Origin of the sequence: Streptomyces sp. NPDC000134 (genome assembly GCF_042899225.1) — a bacterium.
Taxonomy (GTDB): Bacteria; Actinomycetota; Actinomycetes; order Streptomycetales; family Streptomycetaceae; genus Streptomyces.
The window spans coordinates 40,176-61,443 of the sequence record NZ_JBIAZN010000027.1 but is presented as its reverse complement, the minus strand read 5'-3'; the positions used below and the strand labels follow the sequence as shown (position 1 = coordinate 61,443).

General features: G+C 72.2%; 23 protein-coding genes and 1 pseudogene. 3 read left to right on the top strand and 21 right to left on the bottom strand.

Translation table 11 applies throughout. The features are described from left to right. The first annotated feature begins 47 nt into the window (after positions 1–47). The gene (locus ACFY32_RS30810; protein WP_359200016.1) at positions 48–602 is read left to right on the top strand and encodes a peroxiredoxin; all 555 of its coding nucleotides are present in this window, start codon (positions 48–50) and stop codon (positions 600–602) included. A 6-nt stretch (positions 603–608) separates the two neighbouring features. Beyond that, the gene (locus ACFY32_RS30805) at positions 609–1,142 is read left to right on the top strand and encodes an alkyl hydroperoxide reductase (RefSeq protein WP_359200014.1); all 534 of its coding nucleotides are present in this window, start codon (positions 609–611) and stop codon (positions 1,140–1,142) included. A 107-nt stretch (positions 1,143–1,249) separates the two neighbouring features. On the opposite strand, the gene ACFY32_RS30800 is transcribed toward ACFY32_RS30805, so the two are convergent. The 5 genes and pseudogenes from ACFY32_RS30800 to ACFY32_RS30780 form a co-directional block, all read right to left on the bottom strand. Beyond that, a complete protein-coding gene (locus ACFY32_RS30800; RefSeq protein ID WP_390676016.1) occupies positions 1,250–2,674 on the bottom strand; it encodes an AI-2E family transporter in 1,425 nt (474 codons plus the stop codon). Between the two features lie 136 nt (positions 2,675–2,810). Then, positions 2,811–3,521 (bottom strand): transglycosylase SLT domain-containing protein, encoded by a 711-nt coding sequence (locus tag ACFY32_RS30795; protein WP_359200010.1) that lies wholly within the window; start codon positions 3,519–3,521, stop codon positions 2,811–2,813. Between the two features lie 423 nt (positions 3,522–3,944). Beyond that, positions 3,945–5,270 carry a PhoH family protein gene (locus ACFY32_RS30790; protein WP_390676015.1) on the bottom strand — a complete coding sequence of 442 codons (1,326 nt, stop codon included), beginning with the start codon at positions 5,268–5,270 and terminating at the stop codon, positions 3,945–3,947. Positions 5,271–6,196: 926 nt separating this feature from the next. Then, a complete protein-coding gene (locus ACFY32_RS30785; RefSeq protein ID WP_390676014.1) occupies positions 6,197–6,979 on the bottom strand; it encodes a class I SAM-dependent methyltransferase in 783 nt (260 codons plus the stop codon). Then, positions 6,976–7,188: pseudogene (locus tag ACFY32_RS30780) on the bottom strand (hypothetical protein); the annotation flags it as partial. The gene ACFY32_RS30785 and the pseudogene ACFY32_RS30780, both read right to left, overlap by 4 nt. A 104-nt stretch (positions 7,189–7,292) precedes the next feature. Here ACFY32_RS30780 and ACFY32_RS30775 point away from each other — a divergent pair. Then, positions 7,293–7,706, top strand: coding sequence for a DUF192 domain-containing protein (locus ACFY32_RS30775; RefSeq protein ID WP_390676013.1), 414 nt, complete (start codon positions 7,293–7,295; stop codon positions 7,704–7,706). Here ACFY32_RS30775 and ACFY32_RS30770 read toward each other — a convergent pair. The 16 genes from ACFY32_RS30770 to ACFY32_RS30695 all read right to left on the bottom strand — a co-directional run bounded on the left by ACFY32_RS30770 (position 7,696) and on the right by ACFY32_RS30695 (position 21,056). Beyond that, complete coding sequence (locus ACFY32_RS30770) at positions 7,696–8,742, bottom strand: hypothetical protein (RefSeq protein ID WP_390676012.1); 1,047 nt, start codon at positions 8,740–8,742, stop codon at positions 7,696–7,698. The two genes, ACFY32_RS30775 and ACFY32_RS30770, sit on opposite strands and share 11 nt — an antisense overlap. Continuing rightward, positions 8,730–9,383: a hypothetical protein gene (locus tag ACFY32_RS30765; RefSeq protein WP_390676011.1), complete on the bottom strand. Its 654-nt coding sequence runs from the start codon at positions 9,381–9,383 to the stop codon at positions 8,730–8,732. The genes ACFY32_RS30770 and ACFY32_RS30765 overlap by 13 nt, the downstream gene beginning before the upstream one ends. Before the next feature lie 110 nt (positions 9,384–9,493). Further along, a complete protein-coding gene (locus ACFY32_RS30760) occupies positions 9,494–10,117 on the bottom strand; it encodes an OmpA family protein (RefSeq protein WP_359199996.1) in 624 nt (207 codons plus the stop codon). Positions 10,118–10,125: 8 nt separating this feature from the next. Continuing rightward, the gene (locus tag ACFY32_RS30755) at positions 10,126–10,704 is read right to left on the bottom strand and encodes a hypothetical protein (RefSeq protein WP_359199994.1); all 579 of its coding nucleotides are present in this window, start codon (positions 10,702–10,704) and stop codon (positions 10,126–10,128) included. Between the two features lie 33 nt (positions 10,705–10,737). After that, positions 10,738–11,373, bottom strand: coding sequence for a pilus assembly protein TadG-related protein (locus tag ACFY32_RS30750; protein ID WP_390676038.1), 636 nt, complete (start codon positions 11,371–11,373; stop codon positions 10,738–10,740). Beyond that, positions 11,370–11,540: a hypothetical protein gene (locus ACFY32_RS30745; RefSeq protein WP_359199992.1), complete on the bottom strand. Its 171-nt coding sequence runs from the start codon at positions 11,538–11,540 to the stop codon at positions 11,370–11,372. Before ACFY32_RS30745 ends, ACFY32_RS30750 begins: the two co-directional genes overlap by 4 nt. Before the next feature lie 126 nt (positions 11,541–11,666). After that, complete coding sequence (locus tag ACFY32_RS30740; protein WP_390676010.1) at positions 11,667–12,473, bottom strand: response regulator; 807 nt, start codon at positions 12,471–12,473, stop codon at positions 11,667–11,669. Beyond that, the gene (locus ACFY32_RS30735; RefSeq protein ID WP_390676009.1) at positions 12,470–13,891 is read right to left on the bottom strand and encodes a sensor histidine kinase; all 1,422 of its coding nucleotides are present in this window, start codon (positions 13,889–13,891) and stop codon (positions 12,470–12,472) included. Before ACFY32_RS30735 ends, ACFY32_RS30740 begins: the two co-directional genes overlap by 4 nt. A 61-nt stretch (positions 13,892–13,952) precedes the next feature. Then, the gene (locus ACFY32_RS30730; RefSeq protein ID WP_390676008.1) at positions 13,953–14,840 is read right to left on the bottom strand and encodes a DUF5936 domain-containing protein; all 888 of its coding nucleotides are present in this window, start codon (positions 14,838–14,840) and stop codon (positions 13,953–13,955) included. Positions 14,841–14,853: 13 nt separating this feature from the next. Next, the gene (locus ACFY32_RS30725) at positions 14,854–15,798 is read right to left on the bottom strand and encodes a type II secretion system F family protein (protein ID WP_390676007.1); all 945 of its coding nucleotides are present in this window, start codon (positions 15,796–15,798) and stop codon (positions 14,854–14,856) included. A gap of 10 nt (positions 15,799–15,808) precedes the next feature. Beyond that, a complete protein-coding gene (locus ACFY32_RS30720; protein WP_359199982.1) occupies positions 15,809–17,146 on the bottom strand; it encodes a CpaF family protein in 1,338 nt (445 codons plus the stop codon). 18 nt (positions 17,147–17,164) lie between these two features. Next, positions 17,165–17,563, bottom strand: coding sequence for a TadE/TadG family type IV pilus assembly protein (locus tag ACFY32_RS30715; protein WP_390676006.1), 399 nt, complete (start codon positions 17,561–17,563; stop codon positions 17,165–17,167). A gap of 67 nt (positions 17,564–17,630) precedes the next feature. Then, the gene (locus tag ACFY32_RS30710) at positions 17,631–17,960 is read right to left on the bottom strand and encodes a pilus assembly protein (RefSeq protein ID WP_390676037.1); all 330 of its coding nucleotides are present in this window, start codon (positions 17,958–17,960) and stop codon (positions 17,631–17,633) included. 176 nt (positions 17,961–18,136) lie between these two features. Further along, positions 18,137–19,390 (bottom strand): CpaE family protein, encoded by a 1,254-nt coding sequence (locus ACFY32_RS30705; protein ID WP_390676005.1) that lies wholly within the window; start codon positions 19,388–19,390, stop codon positions 18,137–18,139. Positions 19,391–19,397: 7 nt separating this feature from the next. Next, positions 19,398–20,105, bottom strand: coding sequence for a Flp pilus assembly protein CpaB (gene cpaB, locus ACFY32_RS30700; RefSeq protein ID WP_359199974.1), 708 nt, complete (start codon positions 20,103–20,105; stop codon positions 19,398–19,400). Between the two features lie 54 nt (positions 20,106–20,159). Then, positions 20,160–21,056: a hypothetical protein gene (locus ACFY32_RS30695; RefSeq protein ID WP_390676004.1), complete on the bottom strand. Its 897-nt coding sequence runs from the start codon at positions 21,054–21,056 to the stop codon at positions 20,160–20,162. Positions 21,057–21,268: the final 212 nt, after the last annotated feature.

The following is a 21,268-nucleotide window of genomic DNA, read 5'->3' as shown; positions in this document are numbered from 1 at the left end:
GGAAACGTCCGGGCGAAACGGACGTTTCTTCGCTGCAAGGAGAGCGTGTGCTCACTGTCGGTGACAAGTTCCCCGAGTTCGAACTGACCGCCTGTGTCTCGCTGGAGAAGGGCAAGGAGTTCGAGACGATCGACCACAAGACCTACGAGGGCAAGTGGAAGGTCGTCTTCGCCTGGCCCAAGGACTTCACCTTCGTGTGCCCGACCGAGATCGCGGCCTTCGGCAAGCTGAACGACGAGTTCGCCGACCGCGACGCCCAGATCCTCGGCTTCTCCGGCGACTCCGAGTTCGTCCACCACGCCTGGCGCAAGGACCACCCGGACCTGACCGACCTGCCGTTCCCGATGATGGCCGACTCCAAGCACGAGCTGATGCGCGCGCTCGGCATCGAGGGCGAGGACGGCTTCGCGCAGCGCGCGGTCTTCATCGTGGACCAGAACAACGAGATCCAGTTCACCATGGTGACCGCCGGCTCCGTCGGCCGTAACCCCAAGGAGGTCCTGCGGGTCCTCGACGCCCTCCAGACGGACGAGCTGTGCCCGTGCAACTGGAGCAAGGGCGACGAGACGCTCGACCCGGTCGCGCTGCTGTCGGGGGAGTGAACTGACATGTCGCTCGACTCCCTGAAGTCCGCCATACCGGACTACGCCAAGGACCTGAAGCTCAACCTGGGTTCGGTCATCGGCAACTCCGACCTCCCGGCGCAGCAGCTCTGGGGCACCGTGCTGGCGACCGCCATCGCCTCGCGCTCCCCCATCGTGCTGCGCGAGCTGGAGCCGGAGGCGAAGGCCAACCTGACGCCGGAGGCGTACACGGCCGCCAAGTCGGCCGCCGCCATCATGGCGATGAACAACGTGTTCTACCGCACCCGGCACCTGCTGTCGGACCACGAGTACGGCACCCTGCGGGCCGGGCTGCGGATGAACGTCATCGGCAACCCCGGCGTCGACAAGGTCGACTTCGAGCTGTGGTCCTTCGCGGTCTCCGCCATCAACGGCTGCGGGATGTGCCTGGACTCCCACGAGCAGGTGCTGCGCAAGGCGGGCCTGGACCGGGACACCGTCCAGGAGGCGTTCAAGATCGCGGCCGTGGTCCAGGCCGTGGGCGCCACGCTGGACGCCGAGGCGGTCCTCGCCGGCTGACCGGCGGCCACCGCACGCGGACGGGCCCCGCTCACCTTCCGGTGGGCGGGGCCCTTCGTCATGCCGTCACGCCGTCACGCCGTCATGAGGGCGGCGCCGTCGCGCCGTCACGCGGAGGCCGGGTCGGGGCGCGGGTCCGGGGGCGGGGTTCCCGGCTCCGGAGTGTGCGGGCCCCCGTCGCCCGGGTCCGGGGTGTGCGGCGGCTCGTCGGCCGGGGGACCGGGAGGCTCGGGGTCCGTTCCGGGGGCGGCGTCCGTGGCGGTGGCGCCGCGCGGCCGGGGCGCCTGCCGCAGCGCGGACTCCCGGGAGTACGCCCGCAGATAGCCGACCACCGTGTTGGTCACCGCCACCAGCGGTACGGCGACCACCGCGCCGCCGATGCCGGCCACCAGGCTGCCGGCCGAGACCGCCAGCACCACGGCGAGCGGATGCACCCGCACCGCGCGCCCGAGGATGAACGGCTGGAGGATGTGCCCCTCGATCTGCTGCACCGCCAGCACCACCACGAGGGTCATCACGGCGGTGAACACGCCCTGCGTCACCAGCGCGACCACGACCGCGAGCGCGCCCGACACGACCGCGCCGACCAGCGGCACGAACGCGAACAGGAAGATGAACACGGCCAGCGGCACGGCCATCGGCACGTCCAGGAAGTAGATGCCCAGGCCGATGAAGATGGCGTCGATCAGCGCCACGATCACCGTCCCGCGCACATACGCCGTCAGCGTCCGCCAGGCGCGCGGGCCGGCGCCGGCCACCCCGGGCCGGGCGGCGGCGGGGACCAGCTTCAGCGTCCACTCCCAGATGCGCCGGCCGTCGTAGAGCAGGAACAGCGTGGAGAAGACGGCCAGCAGGATGCCGGTGAGCGCCTCGACGACGACCGTCACGCCCTCCAGGCCGGCCGAGGTGATCTGGTCGGTGTTGGCGCCGACCGCCTCCCGCAGGTTCGCGGCGATCTCGTTGATCTGCTTGTCGGTGACGTGGAAGGGGCTGTCGAGCAGCCACCGGCGCAACTCGTCGATGCCGTCCTGGACCTGGTCGGAGAGGTTGTCGATGTTCTCCATGACCTGCCAGGTCACGAACCAGCCGATCAGGCCCATCACCACGAACCCGAGGAACGCGGTGAGCGCGGTGGCCGGTCCGCGCGGCACCCCGCGCCGCCGCAGCCACGCGACCGACGGCTGGAGCAGCGCGGTCATCAGCAGCGCGGCCACGAAGGCCAGTACCACCAGTTGGACGGCGCTGATCACCCGCATCAGCACCCACAGGGTGCCGGCGAGCACCAGCAGCCGCCAGCCCGCCTCGGCGGCGACCCGTACCCCCCAGGGCACGGCCTGTGCCGGGTCGGGCCGGATCGGGATGACGGTGGGATGCTCCAGGGACCGCGGTACCGGATCGGCGGGCGGTGGTCCGCTCTCCGCCTCGGCCTCGGCTTCCTCCCGTTCCACCTCGGCCCGGCGCTGGTCCAGCGTCCGGCTCACGCGGGTCAGCCCGGCACCCAGCCGGCCGATCCACCCTGGCACTCGCGACATGATCCGTCCTCTTCCCCCGTCTTCCCTCACCACTCCCCCCAGGAGTCGTCCGGTCCGACCGTACAGCGATCAGCCCCCCACCGTAGGACGGTGAGGGGCTGTGCGGGGTTGAGCGGCGACGAGGGTCGCGGTCGGCTCAGTACCAGTGGTTGCCCTGCCAGAAGGTCCAGGCATCACAGGGGCTGCCGTAGCGCTCGTTCATGTAGTTCAGGCCCCACTTGATCTGGGTGGCCGGGTTGGTCTGCCAGTCGGCGCCGGCGGAGGCGTACTTGCCCGCCGGCAGTGCCTGGAAGAGGCCGTAGGCGCCGGAGGAGGCGTTGACCGCCTTGTAGTTCCAGCTCGACTCGTGGTCCACGATGTTGCTGAAGCACTGGAACTGGCCGCTGGGCACCATCTGCCGTGCCATCGCCTGGATCTGCGACACGCTGTAGGAGCTCTGCACGGAGAAGGAGGTGGCGTCGCGGGTGGCGCTGCGGCTGGCCGCCTTCTTCGCCTCCGCGCGCTCCCTGGCGTCCTCGGCGGCCTTCTGCGCCGCCGCGTCGGCCTGCTTCTTCTTCGCGATGGCGGTCTTGGCGGCGGCCTTGCGGGCGGCCTCCGCGGCCTCCTTCTTCGCGTCCGCGTCCGCGGCGATGGCCTGGGCGTCGGCCTGCTGCGTCAGGGACGCGGTCTGCACCTGGGCCTGCTGGCCCGCGGGGATGTCCGCGAGCAGCGTCGTGCCACTGGCCGTCGCTTCTGCGTCGTTGTTGTTCTGCGCGGTGCTGCCCGAGGCAACACCGACGACGCTTCCGACGGCGGTGACCGCGGTGGCCGAGGCCACTGCGAATCCCCGGACCGAGATCCGGCTCACACGGTTTTCCTTCCAGCATCGCCCGCTTCGGTGACCCTCGCGGACGCGATCGTGCCCCTGGCGCTGGCCTCCCCAACTGCGGGTCACGGGAGGCACGGACCCGGTGGGCAACTCCCGTGACGGGAGCGCCGCGTGGTGCTCGGGCGGCATACGACGCTGCTATGGAGTTGGTGCGGACGGTGCCGTAGTGCCGTATCGCGCTGGGGATACGGCTGTGTCGTATGCGGGGCCTGACAGGAATGAGACTCTGCCGTAACCCGACGGCGTGAGGCAATCTCGCGTTGCGTGTGAAAGCTCACATCCCGTTTGTCCCCGGGGATTCCCGGAAACCTCCGCACGCGAAGGCGCCGCCCGGCTAGGCTCTCTGCCTTTCCGGACGGCGCCGACGGCCGTGCGTTTCGGGCCCTTTCCGGGCCGTTGTGCTCAGAGGTGTCCGTCCTCCAGCATTTCGGTCACGAGCGCCGCGATCTGGGATCTCTCGGACCGGGTGAGGGTGACGTGGGCGAAGAGCGGATGCCCCTTCAGCTTCTCCACCACGGCGACCACCCCGTCGTACCGGCCGACGCGCAGGTTGTCCCGCTGGGCCACGTCGTGGGTGAGGACCACCCGGGAGTCGGCGCCGATCCGGGAGAGCACCGTCAGCAGGACGTTGCGCTCCAGGGACTGGGCCTCGTCGACGATGACGAACGCGTCGTGCAGCGACCGGCCGCGGATGTGGGTGAGCGGCAGCACCTCCAGCATCCCGCGGGCGGTGACCTCCTCGATGACCTCCCGGCTGGTGACCGCCGACAGGGTGTCGAAGACGGCCTGCGCCCAGGGGCTCATCTTCTCGGCCTCGGTGCCGGGCAGATAGCCCAGTTCCTGTCCGCCCACCGCGTACAGCGGCCGGAAGACCATCACCTTCTGGTGCTGCCGGCGCTCCAGCACCGCTTCCAGGCCCGCGCAGAGCGCCAGCGCCGACTTGCCGGTGCCGGCCCGGCCGCCCATCGACACGATCCCGATGTCCGGGTCGAGCAGCAGGTCGAGCGCGATCCGCTGCTCGGCGCTGCGGCCCTTGATGCCGAACGCCTCCCGGTCGCCGCGCACCAGCCGGACGTCGCCGTCGGCGGTGACCCGGCCGAGCGCCTTGCCGCGCTCGGACTGGATGGTCAGCCCGGTGTGCACGGGCAGCCCCGTCGCCTCGGGCACGTGCACCCGCCCTTCCTCGAACAGGATGTCGACCTGTTCGCCGGGGAGGGTCAGTTCGGACATCCCGGTCCAGCCGGAGGAGTCCGTGATGGCCAGTTCGGCGCGGTACTCCTCGGCGAGCAGGCCGACGGAGGACGCCTTGATGCGCAGCGGGAGGTCCTTCGACACGACGGTGACGTCGAACCCCTCGGCCTGCAGGTTGCGGGCGACCGCGAGGATACGGGAGTCGTTGTCCCCCAGGCGGTAGCCGGTCGGCAGCACGCTGGGGTCCGAGTGGTTGAGCTCGACACGGAGGGTCCCGCCCAGCTCCCCGATGGGGATGGGGGCGTCGAGACGGCCGTGCTTCACCCGGTAGTCGTCGAGCAGGCGCAGGGCCTGCCGGGCGAAGTAGCCGAGTTCGGGATGGTGCCGCTTGGCCTCCAGCTCCGTGACCACGACGATGGGGAGCACGACCTCGTGCTCGTCGAAGCGGCTCGGAGCGTTCGGATCGGCCAGCAGGACACTGGTGTCGAGTACGTAGGTGCGCCGGTCAGGCTTGTGGCGCTTTGCGCTGGTCACCACGGAAGGACGTACCCCCTCGGATGAGGTCGGGGAGCGACGGAGTGGAGTGCCGGGCTGGGCAGGGCGGGACGGGTCCCGACCGGTCGACGGCCGCGATGCACACATCGCAGGGGCCGGGGACCGGCCCTCCACTGCTTCTGCCGCGCGGTGACCGCACGGGCGGGCTGGTGCAAAGGGCCTCCCGGGCGGGCGGCCCCGTGCCGCCCGCTGAGATACGACGCCCGTGGTTCGGGTGTCGACCTGCTTGGTCTATGCCCTCGAACGAGCGTCGCCATGCAACGGCATATGACGGCGGGGCGGTGAACTCCGCGTTACGCGGGGCGTGTCGGGGGCGAGGGGGACGCCGGCCAGGCAGGTGGGCGCCGGTCCGCAAGGCTGGGCGGGAGGCGGCGTCCCGGGGGGGGCGTCCGGGCGGGTGGGGGGCCGTCCGGGCGGGTGGGGAGGCGGCATCCGGGCGGGGGCAGAAAAAACGGGCCGGTCCGTGGGGGGGATACGGACCGGCCCGAGGGGGGGTTTCCACCATAACCCTTCGTAAGTGATGCTGCGTGCATCGGCGTGCAAAAACTACGCTGTGTGATTATCCGGCGACGCCACGCTGGTCGCGGCGACTCCCGATTCGTGCCGGAATCATGGCCGGTGCACAGCGGATTCCCAGGCGATGCGGGGGACGGGGGACGCGTTCCGGAGGTATCGGCGCGCGCCGGGCGCCGCGCGGCGACTTGCCTCCGTATCCCTCCACCGGGTGACCCCACCGGTGAACGCGTACTTGACCGGGCACCGCGCGGCCCCCTCCGCCGCGCGGTGCCCCCGCGCAGCTTTGCTCACGCGAATTACCGTGGTCCGAACTTACGCGAGCCCTCGGTCCGGAAGCGAGCCGACCGGGGTAACGATGTGGGAACCGTCCCGTCGCTCTTACGCGCGAGCCCTCACACCTTGCGGGCGTCGAAGAGATGCCGGGTGCTGTGGGCCACGAAGGAGCCCTCCGTCCCGATCCGCTCGTGCAGGGCCCGGAGCCGGTCCCGGTACGCGTCGACGGTGAACCCGGGGACCATCCATACGACCTTGCGCAGGAAGTGGACGACCGCGCCGATGTCGTGGAACTCCATCCGCAGCGTCTGCGCGCGGAGGTCGACGACCCGGAGTCCCGCGGCCTCGGCGGCGGCCCGTTCCCGGTCAGGACGGCGGGTGTCGCGGTTCGCCTCCGGTTGCGGACCCAGGAAGAACTCGACCAGTTCGAAGACGCTGCCGGGTCCGACGTGCTGCGCGAAGTACGTGCCGCCCGGTGCCAGCACCCGGGCCGTCTCCGCCCACCGGGGCCGGACGGGATGCCGGCTGACGACCAGGTCGAAGGCGCCGTCCGCGAACGGCAGCGGCGCGTCCTCGGCCACCGTGACCACGGGCACGCCGCGCGGCCGGAGCAGGGCGGTGGCCTTGGCGGCGTTCGGCGCCCAGCCCTCGGTGGCGACCACCAGCGGGGGCCGCCGCCGGGCGAGGCCGAGGGCGAAGTCCAGTACCTCCCCGCCGCCGGTCTCCACCTCCAGTACGGCCTCGGCCGCGGCGAGCCGCCCGGCCATCGCCCGCGCGTACCCCCAGGACGGGCGCGCCTCACTGGCCCGCCCCTCGAACCAGGAGAAGTCCCATCCGTCGGTGGGCACGGCGGCCCCTTCGGCGACGAGATCCTCGAAGGAACGGCGGTGCGGCCGGGTCATTGGGCCGCGGGGCCTTTCACGGGGTGGCGGGGACGGCCGTCCCGGGCCACCAGCGGGCGGACCCGCTCCGCCGCGAACCGCACGAACCCCTCGGGGTCCGGTTCGTCCCCGGTCGGCTGGAGGATGACGGTGTCGGCTCCGGCCTCGGCCAGCCGTTCGACGGCCTTCGCGACGGCGCCCGCGTCTCCGGCGGCGCCCAGTCCGGGCACGGAGCCGGCGCGCTGGGGCGGGCGGATGGGGAGTGGGTGCCTCGCGGGGCGGGGATCTCGTTGCTGTGGGACCTGTGTCGGGCGTGGTGCGGGGAGGGTGGGGCGTGCGGCGGCGATGGCGGGACGGGCGGGGGGTGCTGGTGGTGCCCGGTGACTCCGGGGAGGTGCGGGTGGCGTTGGAGATCGCGGCGTCCTACCGGGCGCGGACCCGGGGGTTGCTGGGGCGGGAGCGACTGGAGGGGGCGATGCTGTTGTCGCCCGCCGGCAGTGTGCACACCTTCCGGATGCGGATGCCGATCGATGTGGCGTATCTCGACCGGCGGCTGACCGTCGTCGCGGTGCGGACGATGCCGCCGGGGCGACTGGGGCTGCCCCGGCTGCGGTCGCGGCATGTGGTGGAGGCGGAGGCGGGGGCGATGGCCGGGTGGGGGGTGCGGGCGGGGGTCCGGGTGCGGGTGGAGACGGCCGGGGGCGGTGGTCCCGCCCCCGGGGACGCCGGTTCCGCGGCTAGCGGTTGACGGCCTGGATCTCCTGGACCACCACGTCCTGGGTGGCGCCGAACGTGCCGTCGGGAAGCGTGCCGCCCGGAACGCCGGTTCCGGTCCAGTGGATCTTCCAGGTGAGGGTGGCCTTGAGCGGGAACGAGCCGTCGCCCGAGCCGCGCAGGTACTTGACGCCGCAGGAGGGGGTCTCGTCGGCCCTGCCCTTGGCGTAGGGCTCGCCGATGCGGCCGTCGCCGAGGGGGCAGACCCCGGAGGCGGGGTAGGTCTCGGCGTCGGCGGTGCCCGGGTCGATGCTCAGGGCGAACGGCTCCGCCGTCGCGGTTGCCTCGATGCCGAGGACGGGGACGGAGGCGGTGACGGAGACCGGCTTGAACCGGGCGCCGTCCAGCCAGGCCCAGGTCGGCAGGTTGACCTTGGTGGCCTCCGCGGGGGCGAGCGTCACCTCGGTGCCGGGGACGCGGATCTCGGCGTAGGCGAGTTCGGCGAGGATCTCCGGGGTGATGGCGTTGGGTATGCCGGCGGGCGGGGCGTCGCCGGTGTCGACCCAGAAGTAGTCCTTGGTGCAGGAGTCCCAGCCCGGCGGGTACGACTTGTTGACGTACGGTCCCCACCAGTAGCCCTTGCCGGACTTGTCCTTGTTGAAGCCCTTCTCCTCGTCGGCCGCGTTGTACGTCTCGCGCTGCTCGGCGTCCCACTGATAGCCCGTCGACTCCGCCTCCCAGATCGGCTCCAGGTGCTTCTGAAGCTGCTCCGGCGTGTACATCGGGGCGTACCAGCAGGCCGGCGGGGTCCAGGAGGAGGCGGCGGTCAGCGCGCCCACGGAACCGCCACCACCGTTGTCCGACCGATCGAAGACAACGCCTCCGGCGGTGACGGAGATCTTGCCGTCGGGACCGGCGTCGGCGTGCTGTTCGGTGGCGGAGTTCTGGGTCTTGCCGCCGAGCGTGTCGTCGGCCCGAGCGACTCCGGGGAGCGCGAGCAGCGACAAGCACAGGCCGACGGTGACCGGTACGGGGAGGGCGGCGCGTGGCATCCGGATCATGGCTGGCACTGGTCACTTCCGCTCTGGGACACGATCTTCCGGACTTCCCAGACACCGTCCGCGTTCTTCTTGAGCGAGGTGTGGTAGATGACGTAGCTCTTCGCGGTGACCTCGGTCTTCTTGACCTTGTTGGTGTCGAGGTACTTCACGTACGCCTTGCCCTGGTCCTCGCAGTAGGTCAACGAGGCGGTGCCGTCGTCGCGCACGGCCGGCTCGGCGGCGTAGAAGCGGTAGCTGCCCGTGAGGCTGGCCTTGTGGTCGACGTAGTTCTGGATGAACTCCTGCGTGCTCGCGGCGGCTTCGCCCTCGTAGTAGTAGAGGTACGCCTTGTCGAGCGGGTCCTGGTTGACGATGGCCAGGTCGACGGCCTTGATGGACTGCTCGCTGTCGGCCAGGACGGCGTCCTTGTCCTTGTCGCCCGTCTTGGGCCAGTCGAAGGTGTAGGACAGGTCGGCCGGCAGTTCGATCTCGGGCCGGTCGTCCGCCGCGGACCCGGACGGGCTCGGGGGCGCGGAGGGTTTGTCTCCCGTGTCAGCGCCGGCGATCTTGTCGGTTTCGCTGGGACTGTCGTCGCTTCCGCACGCGGACAGCGTCAGTGCCGCGACGGCGGTCAGGCTGAGCGCTGCGAGCAGGGTGGGGCGGCGGTTCACGGTGGCTCCCGGTGGGGCGAGGCTTCTCCTGAGCGAAGTGAGGTTATCCATCGGAGGGGGCCGGAACCAGGGGATCGGGTGGGATGGGTGCGTGGTTGTGACGCGGAGGGTCAGTCCCCCGCGCGGGGGAAGGAGACCTCCACGCGGCGGTTCTTCTTGCGGCCTGGTTCCGTGGAGTTGTCGGCGATGGGGTACTGCTCGCCGTAGCCGCGGACCTCGTAGGTGATGGCGGCGTCGTCGAGTTCCTCGGAGAGGACGTCGTGTACGGCGTTGGCGCGTCGTTTGGACAGGATGTCGCCGTGGGCGGCGGAGCCGAGGTCGTCGGTGAAGCCGAAGACGCGGACCCTGGTGGCGTTCTGGGTCTTGATCTCCTCGGCGATGCCGGCGATGCGGGACCTGGCCTCGCCGCCGAGTTTCGCGCTGTCCTTGCCGAACAGCACCTCCGCCTGGAGGGCGAACTTCACGTCCGAGTTGGTGTCCTCGCGGCGCTCGTCGCCGCTCTCGTCCTCGACGACCGACTTGATGTCCAGCACCTTCGCCCCGGCGAGCGTGGCACCGTCGGGCAGCTTCAGGTCCGGGTCGTTGGGGTCGACCTCTACCGGGGCGGTGGCGGTGGCTTCGGTGCCGGGGGGGACGCTGGGGTCGTCGGCTCGGGCGGTCGTGACACCGATCAGGCTCGTGGCGACCAGCATGGTGGTGGTGCCGAGCACCGTCGTCAGACGCGTGGGGGTCATCGGTGGCCTCACCCGGAGATCGTGAGGGTGGCGGCCGCGAACATGGGCAGTTGGAAGGTCACCTCGGTGGTGTCCGTGGGCGGGGCGGGGAACTGCAGGAAGACGGGCAGCGTCTCGCCGGCCTTCAGCGCCGGGAAGTTGGTCGTGGTGAGCGGTCGTCCGTCGGTGTCGCGCAGCACGTAGTAGCGCTTCTTGCCCTTGGAGTCCACCAAGGAGGCTCCGCCCAGCGACCTGCCGTTGCGGATGATCTCCGTTTCGTTCCCGCTCAGTTGGGCCGGGACGTTGACGGTCTTGGCGCCGTCGTTCTTCATGTCGCCGCTGACCGTGACGAACCCGCCGGAGTCGCGTTCCGCCGAGGTGATCGCGAGGAGCAGTCCGTCGGGGCCTTTCAGCTCGGCGAGAGGCGTCTCCGACTGGACGTCCTGGGTGCTCGGCTCGGACCCGCCGTCCTCGGACGCGGAGGACGAGGCATTCGGTTTCCCGTCGTCGCCGCCCCCACCGCAGCCAGCCGCGCCGAGGGCCAGGCCCGCCGCGGCGGTCAGCGCGACCATCCCTCTGCGAGCCTTCGTAGTGAATCGAATGCTCATGACTCCGCTTCCTTCATCCCTCGTCGTTCGCTTTCAGTCGGCCAGGTGGACGTCGAAGAGATCGTCGGGTTCCGGCAGGATCTCCAGGTCCTCGGGGTCCAATTGCCAGTCCCGGTCGTCGCAGGTGAGTTCCGGAAGCACCTTGTCCTCCGCCTCGTCCGCCTCGTCCGTCTCGTCCGTCTCGTCCGCCTCGTCGGCGGGCGGTTCGAAGGTGCAGCGGGGCTCGATCACGGCGGTCGCGGACGCCCGTGACCGCTTGTTCTCCGTGCCGGGCACGATGGACTCCCCGACGCCCCGGTTGGTCTCGACCTCCACCGTGAACCTCAGCGGGCCGTCGGCGGCGCAGGACAACACGTCCGCGTCGTTCTGCGCGGCGAGTTCCTCCGCCCGGGGGCAGGAGGGCTCCAGCCCCGTGACGATCCCGTCGAAGATGTCCTGCCATCGCGTCGGATCGAGTACGTCCTGTGCCCACAGGCCGCCGAGTTGGTCCCGGGCGTCCTGCGCCGCTGCCAGCGCCGCCGCGTCCGCTGCCGTCTGCGCGCCGTTCCGGTTCGCCGCCGCCTGGCCGACCGCGAGGTAGGCGAACGCGAGAAAGAGCAGGCCCCCCACCACGGTGATGTAGATGGGGAACGCCTGCCCGGTGTCCTTGTACCGGCAGGATCGCGTCAGCCGCCGGTCACCTCGGTGATCTTGTCCGTGATGGCGTTGTAGATCGACTGCCCGATGTCCGTCCCCGTGATGGCCAGGACGATGGCGACGACCACTGCGATGATGCCCAGGTACTCCACCGCGGTCTGGCCCTTGTCGGTGGGGGTGCGGGGGTGCCGGTCGGTCATGGGGGTCGCCTCCTGGGGGGCCGGTGACGCTGTCGGTGGGGGCACCGTACGGCCGGGAGCGGGGGCGACTGGAGGGTCCCAGGGCCCAAAGGCGGGCCCAGGCGGAGGCCCAGGGGCGGGAAGGGGTCATCGGGGGTCGCCCCAGTTGCCGAGCCACTTGGCGGTCGCCTCGGAGCGGCTGGTGCTGTGGAGCTTGGCGAAGATGCGGTTGATGTGGTTCTTGACCGTCTTCTCGCTGATGAAGCAGGCGGCGGCGATCTGCTGGTTGTTCATGCCGGACGCGATCAGGTCCATGATCTCCGCCTCCCTGGCGCTCAGTCGGTGTCCGGGACGCCTCGGGGACGACTGTGCCACAGACGGTTGCAATCGCGAAAGAAGTTTGGGGGAGATTGGTGAAATCCGGGTGGGCTGGCGGGCCTTAGGGGGTAGCGTGAGTGAGGTGCCGTGTGCAGATGCATCGGTGGGGGTGGCGCGGAGCTGGGTGAGGACCGCCTCCGCCGCGGTCGGGGTGAAGTGCGGGCGGCCCGCGCGGATGTCCCGTACGGCCGTGATCAGTTGGTCGGCGGTGAACTCGCCGTGGACCAGGTAGCCGCCCGCGCCCCGGCACAGGGCCTCCCGTACGATCGCCGACTCCCCGCTGTACGTCAGCATCAGCACCGGGGCGATCGGCACCAGGTAGGGCAGGGCCGCGATGCCGTCCACGCCGGGCATCCGGACGTCCAGCAGGACCACGTCCGGGCGGTGCAGGCCGGCCGCCTCGCAGGCCGCGCGGCCGTCGGCGGCCTCGGCGACGACCGTGATGCCGGGGCGGCCGGAGAGCAGGGCGGTCAGGCCCGCGCGGACGACCGGGTTGTCGTCGGCCACCACGACGCGCAGGGGCGGGGGCGGCGCCGGGGACGGTGGCAGGAGCGGGGTGGGAGGGTTCGGGGTCATCGGGGGGTCTCCTGTCCTGCGTGGGGGGTCAGCGCCGCCAGCGGGAGGTCCAGGCGGACCTCGGTGCCCCGGGCGTGGTCGCCGCGGCCGATGCGGATGCGGGCGCCCACCGAGACGGCGCGTTCGACCATGCCGACGAGGCCGAAGTGGCCCGCGCGGCGCAGGTGTTCCAGGCTGGTGCCGGGCGGGAGGCCGCGGCCGTCGTCGTGGACGCTGACGCGGAGCCGGTCGCCGTGGACGCCCGCGCGTACCTCCACGCGGGACGCGGCGGCGTGGCGGTGGGCGTTCTCCATCGCCTCCGCCGTGATGGTCAGGAGCTGGCGGGCCACCGCCGGGGGGACGCGGGGCGCGGGGCCGCCCCGCAGCGGGTGGTAGGTGACGGGCAGGCCCGTACGGGCGCTGAAGTCCGCCGTCCGGGCGGCGAGTTCGGCCAGTACGTCCGTGCCGTGGTCCGGGTCCGTCTCCCGGCGCAGGTCGGCCAGGAGTTCGCGGGACTCGGCGGCGGCCCGGCGCACGGAACGGGCGACCAGCTCCGCCCGCCGGCGCGTCGCCTCCTGGCCGGCGGGGCCGGTGCCCGCCGTCGCCGCCAGGGCGTCCGCGGCCAGGGCGACGCCGTGCAGGGTCTTGGCCACCGAGTCGTGCAGTTCCCGGGCCAGCCGGGCGCGTTCCGCGCCGATCGCCTCCGTGACCGCCAGCCGGGCCTGGACCTCGGTGAGGGCCTGGGTGGCCGCGCCGAAGCGGAGCATCAGCTTGCGCAGGCTGGAGCCCACGGCTCCGGCGATCACGCACAGGCCCGGGAGCAGCAGCGACTCCGCCGGGTCGCGGTGGGGGGCGGCCAGCGCGGCCTGGACCACCACCAGGATCAGCGACTGGAGGCAGGCGAAGACGGCCGCGCCGCGCCAGTCGTACACCAGGCCGGCCAGCAGCGGGGTGCAGACGCTGACGTAGGCGAGGGTGGTGTCCGGGCCGGCCGAGACCAGGAGCAGGGCGCCGAACAGGGTGTCCGCCGCGAGCAGGGTGGGGTGGCGCAGCAGGAGCGGGCCGAAGCGCTCCCAGTCGCGGAACAGGACGTACGAACCCATGAAGGTGACGACCACGGCCGCGCCGACCAGGCGGACGCCCAGGCCGGGGCCCGCGTTGAGGAGCGCGGCGGGGGCGGCCACGGCGATCATCGCCAGCCGGAAGCCGAAGACCTGCCGGCAGAGGGCCTGGAGCGCGTTCACCTGGAGGGCGAGGGCCGGGGGCGGGGGCGCGGATGGTTCAGGGGTGCGGGCGGGAGCGGGGAGGGCCGGGCCCGTCGGTGGGGTGGTGGTTCTCGGTGGGCGCGTCGTCCTCGGCGGGTGCGTGGTCCTCGGTTCCGGTGTGTCCGGCACCGGGGACGGTACCGGGGACGGCACCGCGGGCCGCTTCGTCGTCATGCCGTCCTCCCCTGCTCCCCCGGTCCCGTGCTGACTGGTCGTACAAGACTGTGCCGGTCGGTCACTCCCCCGTGAGCGAGCCGAAGTCGGTGCCCGAGCCGAGGATCAGGCCCGCGCCGAGGAGGATCATCGTGGCCGGGACCATGAGCGTCGTGATCATCATGGTGGCCTTGGGGACCGCGCGGGCGGCCTTGCGGCGGGCGTTCTGGGCGTCCGTGCGGCGCATGTCCTTGGCCAGCGAGACGAGGGTGTCGACGATCGGCGCCCCCAGTTCCTCGCCCTGCTGGAGGGCGGTGACGAACATGGCGACCTGTTCGGAGTCGTTGCGGCGGCGCAGTTCCGTGAACGCCTGGCGGCGGCTCATGCCGAGGTCCATCTGGCGCAGGGTGATGCGCAGTTCGTCGGCCCAGGGGCCCTCGTAGCGGGTGGCGACGCGGTCCAGGGCCTGGCGGAAGCCGAGGCCCGCGCTGACCACGACGGCGAGGACGTCGAGGAAGTCGGGGAGGGTGCGCTCGATCTCGTCCTTGCGGACGCGGATCGCCGACCAGATGCCGACCTCCGTCCAGAACGCGCCGAAGGCCAGCAGGAGCAGGGCGACCAGGAACTGGCCGCGCAGCAGGAAGACCAGGAAGCCGAGGGCGCCGAGGAAGCCGTAGACGGCACGGCGGGCGGCGTACCGGTCGATGGTCAGGCCGCCGGGGTTGCCCGCGAGGTCGATGCGGCGGCGGTACCTGGCGACCAGTGCGGGGCCCATCAGGCGCAGCACGGCGGGGGCGTAGCGCATGCCGAGGCGGTCGACGAGGGAGTCGACGGCTCCGGTGCGGGTGGCGCCGATCTCCAGGGCGAGGGCGAGGTCGCCGGGGAGCTTGGCCTCGGCGCGGTACATGCGCAGGCCGGCGAAGACGCCCCAGACGCTCAGGCCCATCAGCAGGGCGAGCAGCAGACCCATGGCTTGCGCCTCCTCAGACGTCGATGCGGGACAGGCGGCGGATGAGGACGAAGCCGACGGCGTAGAGGGCGAAGGCGACGAGGACCGCCGCCTGCCCGGCCGGGGAGCCCGTCATGCGCTCCAGGGCGCCGTCCTTGACGCCGTTCATCAACAGCAGGGAGCCGACGCCGAGCACGGGGACGGCGTACGAGGTCATGCTGACCTGGGACAACTGGGTGCGGACCTCGCGGCGGGTCTCCTTGCGTTCCTCCAGGGTCTCCGTGAGGTTGCGCAGCGCGCTGACCACCTGGCCGCCGGCCCGGTTGGACAGGACGAGGGTGGTGACGAGGACGACGAGTTCGCGGGAGGGGAGGCGGTCGGCGAGTTCCCCGAGGGCCTCGTCCATGGAGGCGCCGACGGCCAACTGGGCGGCGACCTTGCCGAGTTCCTCGCCGGCCGGGGCTTCCAGTTCCTCGGCGGCCATGGAGACGGCGGTGCGCAGGGCGAGGCCGGCCTGGGTGGCGTTGGCGAGGATGCGGGCGAGTTCGGGGAGCTGGTTGATGAACTTCTCGATGCGTTTCTGGCGCTGCCAGTTGAGGAACTGCACGGCGGCCGCGATGCCCAGCAGTCCGGCGAGGGGGCCGAAGAAGGGGGCGAGGGCGGCCTGGCCGATCAGCCAGAGGCCGGCGACCGCGGCGAGCAGGTAGACGAAGAACTCGCCCGGGGTGACGTCCAGGCCGGTGGCCGCGAGCCGCAGTTCCAGCTTCTTGCCCAGTCTCGTCCGGCGCAGCCTGCGGTCCAGGGTGGGGAAGTGCCGGCGGCGCCCGGCGGCGGGGGCGTGGCCGGTGGCGGTGAGGCGGTCGACGAGGGCCTGGCGCCGGGCCCGGCCGGCGGCGTAGGAGTGCACGCCGGCGACGGCCAGGACGCAGGCCAGCAGGGTGATGCCGGTGGTGGCCTGGGCGAGCGTGGACAGTTCCATCGGACGGTTCCTACCTGGCTTCTCGGGTGGCCAACTGGGCCGCGGACTGGGCGACGCCGAACGCCTGCGGGACGGGCTGGCTCGCCATGTAGAGGCGGTCGGCGGTGCGGCGCGGCAGCGGGAAGTACTCGAAGGCGCCGTAGATCCGGCCGTCGGCGGCCATCGGCCGGGCGTTGAAGCGGGCGACGGTGGCCAGGCGGTACGGCTCGCCGCCGTGGCTGGCCAGCAGGGCGATCTCGGTGATGCGGCGGGCGCCGTCGGCGAACCGGGTCAACTGCACGATGACGTCGACGGAGCTGTTGATCTGGTCGTGCAGGGCGACGAAGGGGATCTCCACGTCGGACATGGAGGCCAGGGTCTGCAGCCGCATCAGGGCGTCCTCGGCGCTGTTGGCGTGGACGGTGGCGAGCGAGCCGTCGTGGCCGGTCGACATGGCCTGGAGCATGTCGAGGGACTCGCCGCCGCGGACCTCGCCGACGACGATGCGGTCGGGGCGCATGCGCAGGGAGTTGCGGACCAGGTCGCGGATGGTGACCCGGCCCTGGCCCTCGACGTTCGGGGGGCGGGACTCCAGGCGGATGACGTGGGACTGCTGGAGCTGGAGTTCGGCGGAGTCCTCGATGGTGATGATGCGCTCGGTCTCGGGGATCAGCCCGGACAGGGCGTTGAGCAGGGTCGTCTTGCCGGTGCCGGTGGCGCCCGAGACGATGATGTTGAAGCGGGCCTGCACCAGCCCGGCGAGCAGGTACAGCATGTGCTCGTCGAGCGAGCCGAGGCCGATCAGCTCCTGGAGGGTGAAGGAGCGCGGGAAGCGGCGGATGGTGAGGGTGGGGCCGGTCAGGGAGAGCGGCGGGACGATGACGTTGACGCGTTCGCCGGAGGGGAGGCGGGCGTCGACCATCGGGTTGGACTCGTCGACGCGGCGGTTGACCGTGGAGACGATGCGCTCGATGGTCTGCATGAGCTGGTCGTCGGAGGCGAACCGCAGGGGCAGTTGCTCGACCCGGCCGCCGCGCTCCACGAAGATCGCGTCGGGGCCGTTGACCATGATCTCGGTGATGGAGGCGTCCTCCAGCAGGGGTTCCAGGATGCCCAGGCCGAGGGCCTCGTCGACGACCCGGCGGATCAACTGGGAGCGCTCGACGGTGGACAGGACCGGGCCCTCGCGGCTGATGATGTGCCCGAGGACGCGTTCCAGGCGGGCCCGGCGCTCGGCGGCGGCCAGGCCGCTCATCTCCGCGAGGTCGATCTCCTCCAGCAGCTTGGCCCGGTAGGAGGCGACCAGGTGGCCGTCGCCGCCCCGCCCGGCGTGCTCCTCGGGGGAGTGGATGCGTGCGCGCAGACTCATGCGTCCCGTACTCCTCGGTCAGTGGTCCAGCGGCATGGTCGCGGTCCTGGTGGCGTCCCCGAAGTCCCAGCCGGGGACGATGGAGGGGATGTCGACGGTGGCGGTGACCGTCACCTCGTCGCCGCCGTAGGAGGGCGGGCAGGCGGTGCCGTCGGCCAGCCAGCCGCTGACCGCGGTCGCGCACGCCTCCTGGGCGCTGCCGTCGAGGGAGGCGCTGCGGGCGCCGGCCCGAGCGGCGGTGCCGGCCTGCTGGGCGGTGTAGGCGATCAGCCCGAGCTGTACGGCGGCCATCGCGACGATGATCAGGATCGGCAGGAAGCCGAGGTACTCGATGGCGACCTGGCCGCGGTCGTGGCCGACCCCGCCGTGGTCGCCGTGCCGTACCCGGGGAGGCGGTGTCGGAGGCGAGGACGGCATCCGGGCCGCCCCCCTCCCCGGTGGCCCTCCCGGCGCCGCTGCCGCGCCTCGAAGGTGACTCCGCATCTCAGTCGTCCTCCTCCTCGACGGCGCCCGCGTGGCCCCGTACCTCGAACGGGAAGCTGACCGTGCCGGGGAAGAGGATCGGGACGTCGATGCCCACATCGGCGGTGACGTAACCGCCCCCGGTGCCGCAGCGCACGTCGGCGCCCCCCTGCCACGCGCCCGGCAGCTTGTCGGTGCCGGCGGCCCGGCAGGCACCCTGCCGCTCCCCCGGCGAGGCAGCCGTCGCGGCGCGTACCGCCTCGTCGGCGGCGTTGCCGGCGAGCGTGAACGTGTATCCCAGGAGGACGAGCTGCCACAGCACCACCAGCGTGACGACGATGGTGGGGATCATGCCCAGGAACTCGATGGTGACCTGGCCCCGATCCCGGACCTGGCCCCGATCCCGGACCTGGCCCCGGCCCCCACCCCAGTCCCAGCCCTGGCCCCAGCCCCAGCTCCAGCCCTGGCTCCAGCCTTGGCCCCGACTCCGGACCCTGCCCCGGACCCGGCCCCGGCCCCGTAAGCCCGTCATCCCGTGCCGTCCTTCCGGCGCCGGAGGCCGGCCGGGCCGCGGTCGCCCCGGAAGCGGCCGGCCTTGCGGTCGGCGCCGGGGTTTTCGACCAGGCCGAGTTCGGCGGCGAGGGCCCACAGGGCCTGGCGGACCGTGCTCCGGCCGTCCAGTTCGTGCAGGCGGCCCGCGTCCACGGCGGCCTGGAGTTCCTTGAAGTGGGCGGGGACGGTGGTGGCGGCGACGGCGGTGCCGGTGATCTTCTGGATCAGCGGGGGCTGGATCTCCGTACCCCGGGTGTGCCGGTTGACGACCACGGTGGTCTCCTCGGCCTTGCGGATCTGGAGCCGGTCCCACATCCGCACCGCGCGTTTGGCGCCCCGGACGGCGACCACGTCGGGGGTGGTGACCAGCAGGGCGGTGTCGGCCATCTCGACGGCAGTTGCGCCGGCCCCGCCCAACTGGGCGCCGCAGTCCACGACGACGACCTCGTAGCGGGAGCGCAGGGCGCTGACGATCTGGCGGGCGGAGCGGTCGGTGACGTCCTCGCCGCGCTCGCCCTCGGCGGGGGCGAGCAGCAGGGCGAGGCCGCTGTCGTGGCGGAAGACGGCGTCGGCGAGGACGCGCGGGGAGATGTCGGTGATGGCGGCGAGGTCCAGCACCGAGCGGCGGAACTGGACGTCGAGGTAGGAGGCGACGTCCCCGGTCTGCAGGTCCAGGTCGAGCAGGGCGGTGGGGCGGCCGGACGCCTGGGCGGCGAGGGCCAACTGGACGGCGGTGACGGTGGCGCCGACGCCGCCCTTGGCGCCGCTGACGGTGACGACGGTGCCGCCGGCGCCGGTGAACACGTCGCCGCCGCTGCCCAGGTGGCGGCGGACGCCCACCGACCACTGGGCGACGGCCTGGACGCGGCTGGCGAGTTCCTCGTAGCCGAGCGGCAGGGCGACCAGGCCGCGGGCACCGTAGTCCATGGCGGCCTGGAACAGCCCGGGACTGGCGTCGGAGGTGACGAGGATGACGCCGACGGCGGGGAAGCGCAGGGCGACCTCGCGGATCAGCTCCAGGGCCGGGACGGGGCCGATCCGCTCGTGCACGACGACCACCTCGGGCAGCTCGTCGACCGACTCGGCGGCGAGCCGGGCGAGGGTGTCGATGAGCTGGGTGGAGTCGGTGACCGGGGCGACCGGCTCGGCGTCCGGGAGCTGGCTGAGCAGGGAGGTGAGGGACCGGACCGCGTCCGCGTCGCCGACCGCCGGGAGAATCCTCGTGGGCATGCGGTTCTCACTTGTCCTTCGCGAGTTCGTACGTCCGGTCCTGCTCGGGGACCGCGGTGTCGCCGCCGGGTGCGACCAGGGCGAGCCGGACCCGCTGGGCGAACGACTCGGCGTAGGTGATGCGCTGGGCGTCGAGGGTGGACAGCGCGAAGGTGATGGGGACGGCCTCGGTGGCCCGCCGGGAGCGGTCGTCGTCGCCGGGTTCGAGGGGGGTGAGCTTGCCGACGTCGAGGACCCGGGCGTTGGTGACGATGATCTTCGACTGGTCGGGGTCGCCGTCGCGTTCGCCCTCGAAGGTGGCGTAGACGTTGACGGTGGAGCCCGGGGTGATCTTGCCGGCCACGCCGGTCGCCGCGTCGACCATGATGGCGACCTCCTGCTGGCCGGGCCGGAGGGCGGGCTGGTCGACGACCATGTCGCTCTGGAGCAGGGAGCCTCTTCTGAGGGTGGTCACGGCGATCTTGCCGCGGATCTGGCCGAGGTCGGTGACCGCGTTCTCCGACAGCCACCGCTCGGGCATCTCGACCTTCTCGAACTGCCCCGCGCCGAGCGGCGTGTAGGGCGCCACGTCGGTCCTGAGCCGGTACGCGGTGACCTCGGGGCCGACCTTGGACTTCACGTCGCTGATGACGGAGAGCACGCCGGCGAAGGCGCCGAGGGCGCACAGGAGCGACAGGATCAGCAGGATGATGCCGCGGCGCTGACGGGAGTTCATGGACCGTAGAACCTCGATATCGGTCGAGCGCGGACGGAAGGGGGGTGGGCGGGGTCAGGTGGTCAGGGAGCGGCGGGGGGCGGCCGGGCGGCGGCCCCCGGGCAGCTCCCGGGCGGGCCGGGGGCGTTCCTCGGGGTCCGGCGGGGTGGCGGAGCAGAACACGCAGCGGTCGCCGATGACGTCGATGCCGCACCAGTGGCAGCCGGTCCGCCGGACCGACGTCACCAACTGGTAGAGCACGGACAGGTCGGGCAGGAAGGCGCAGAACTCGGTGAGCCTGCCGGTGCCCCACCAGTCGGCGGAGTCGGCGGGCAGCGGGGCCTCGCGCAGTCCGAGGACGTTCCAGGCCGGGGCCAGGGTGCCGGTGACCCAGTCGGCGGGCGTCTGGCCCTTGGCGACCAGCATCCAGGTGCCGAACTCCGGGCCGGTGAGGGTGGCGTCCGGGCCGATCCGGACGAGCTGCGGTTCGGGGTGGGCGAGGACGGCGAACCGGCTGCCCGGCATCCAGGACCTGGCGTGCGAGGTGAGGCCCACGGGGACGCGGTCGAGGCGGGTGACGGAGCCGAGCAGCGCCCCGCAGTGGAGGTAGTGCACCAGCAGCCGGCCGGCCGAGGCGAGCACGCCGGGGCTGAGGTCGCAGGAGGCCAACTGGCGCAACTGGCGGGCGAGGACAGCGAGTCCGAGCGGCGGCAGAGGCGGCTCGAAGAGGGCGATCCGGTCGGTCTCCAGCAGGGAGCGGACGGTGTGCAGGCGCCGGCGCACCCCGGCCGAGGCGCTTGCCGCGCACACGACGATCACGTGTCCGTGCTGGTCGATGAGGTGCTGCAGCTCGGTCAGGGCCCGGTCCAGCGGGCGGCCGGCGAGGTCTTCGAGGACGGTCGCGGGCATGGTCCGCTCGTCGAGCGGCTCCAGTGCCAGGTCGGCACTGGTCACGGCGATGGCAGTTGGCACGCGCGGCTCCCCGTCTCCCCCAGCCCGGAGGTCTGCCGGCGTTACTCCGGCACACCCGGATGACTTCACTGCGTGACTACCTCAGCACTGTATCCACGGGCTTGTGGCCGGAGAACAGCGTTTGGGCAGCCGTCCGGGAACTTCGGTCGCACAACTCGCGGCAAACCGGGTCAGGTCGAACGGCGCTCGGTCATATGTCGGGCGGGGCGGAC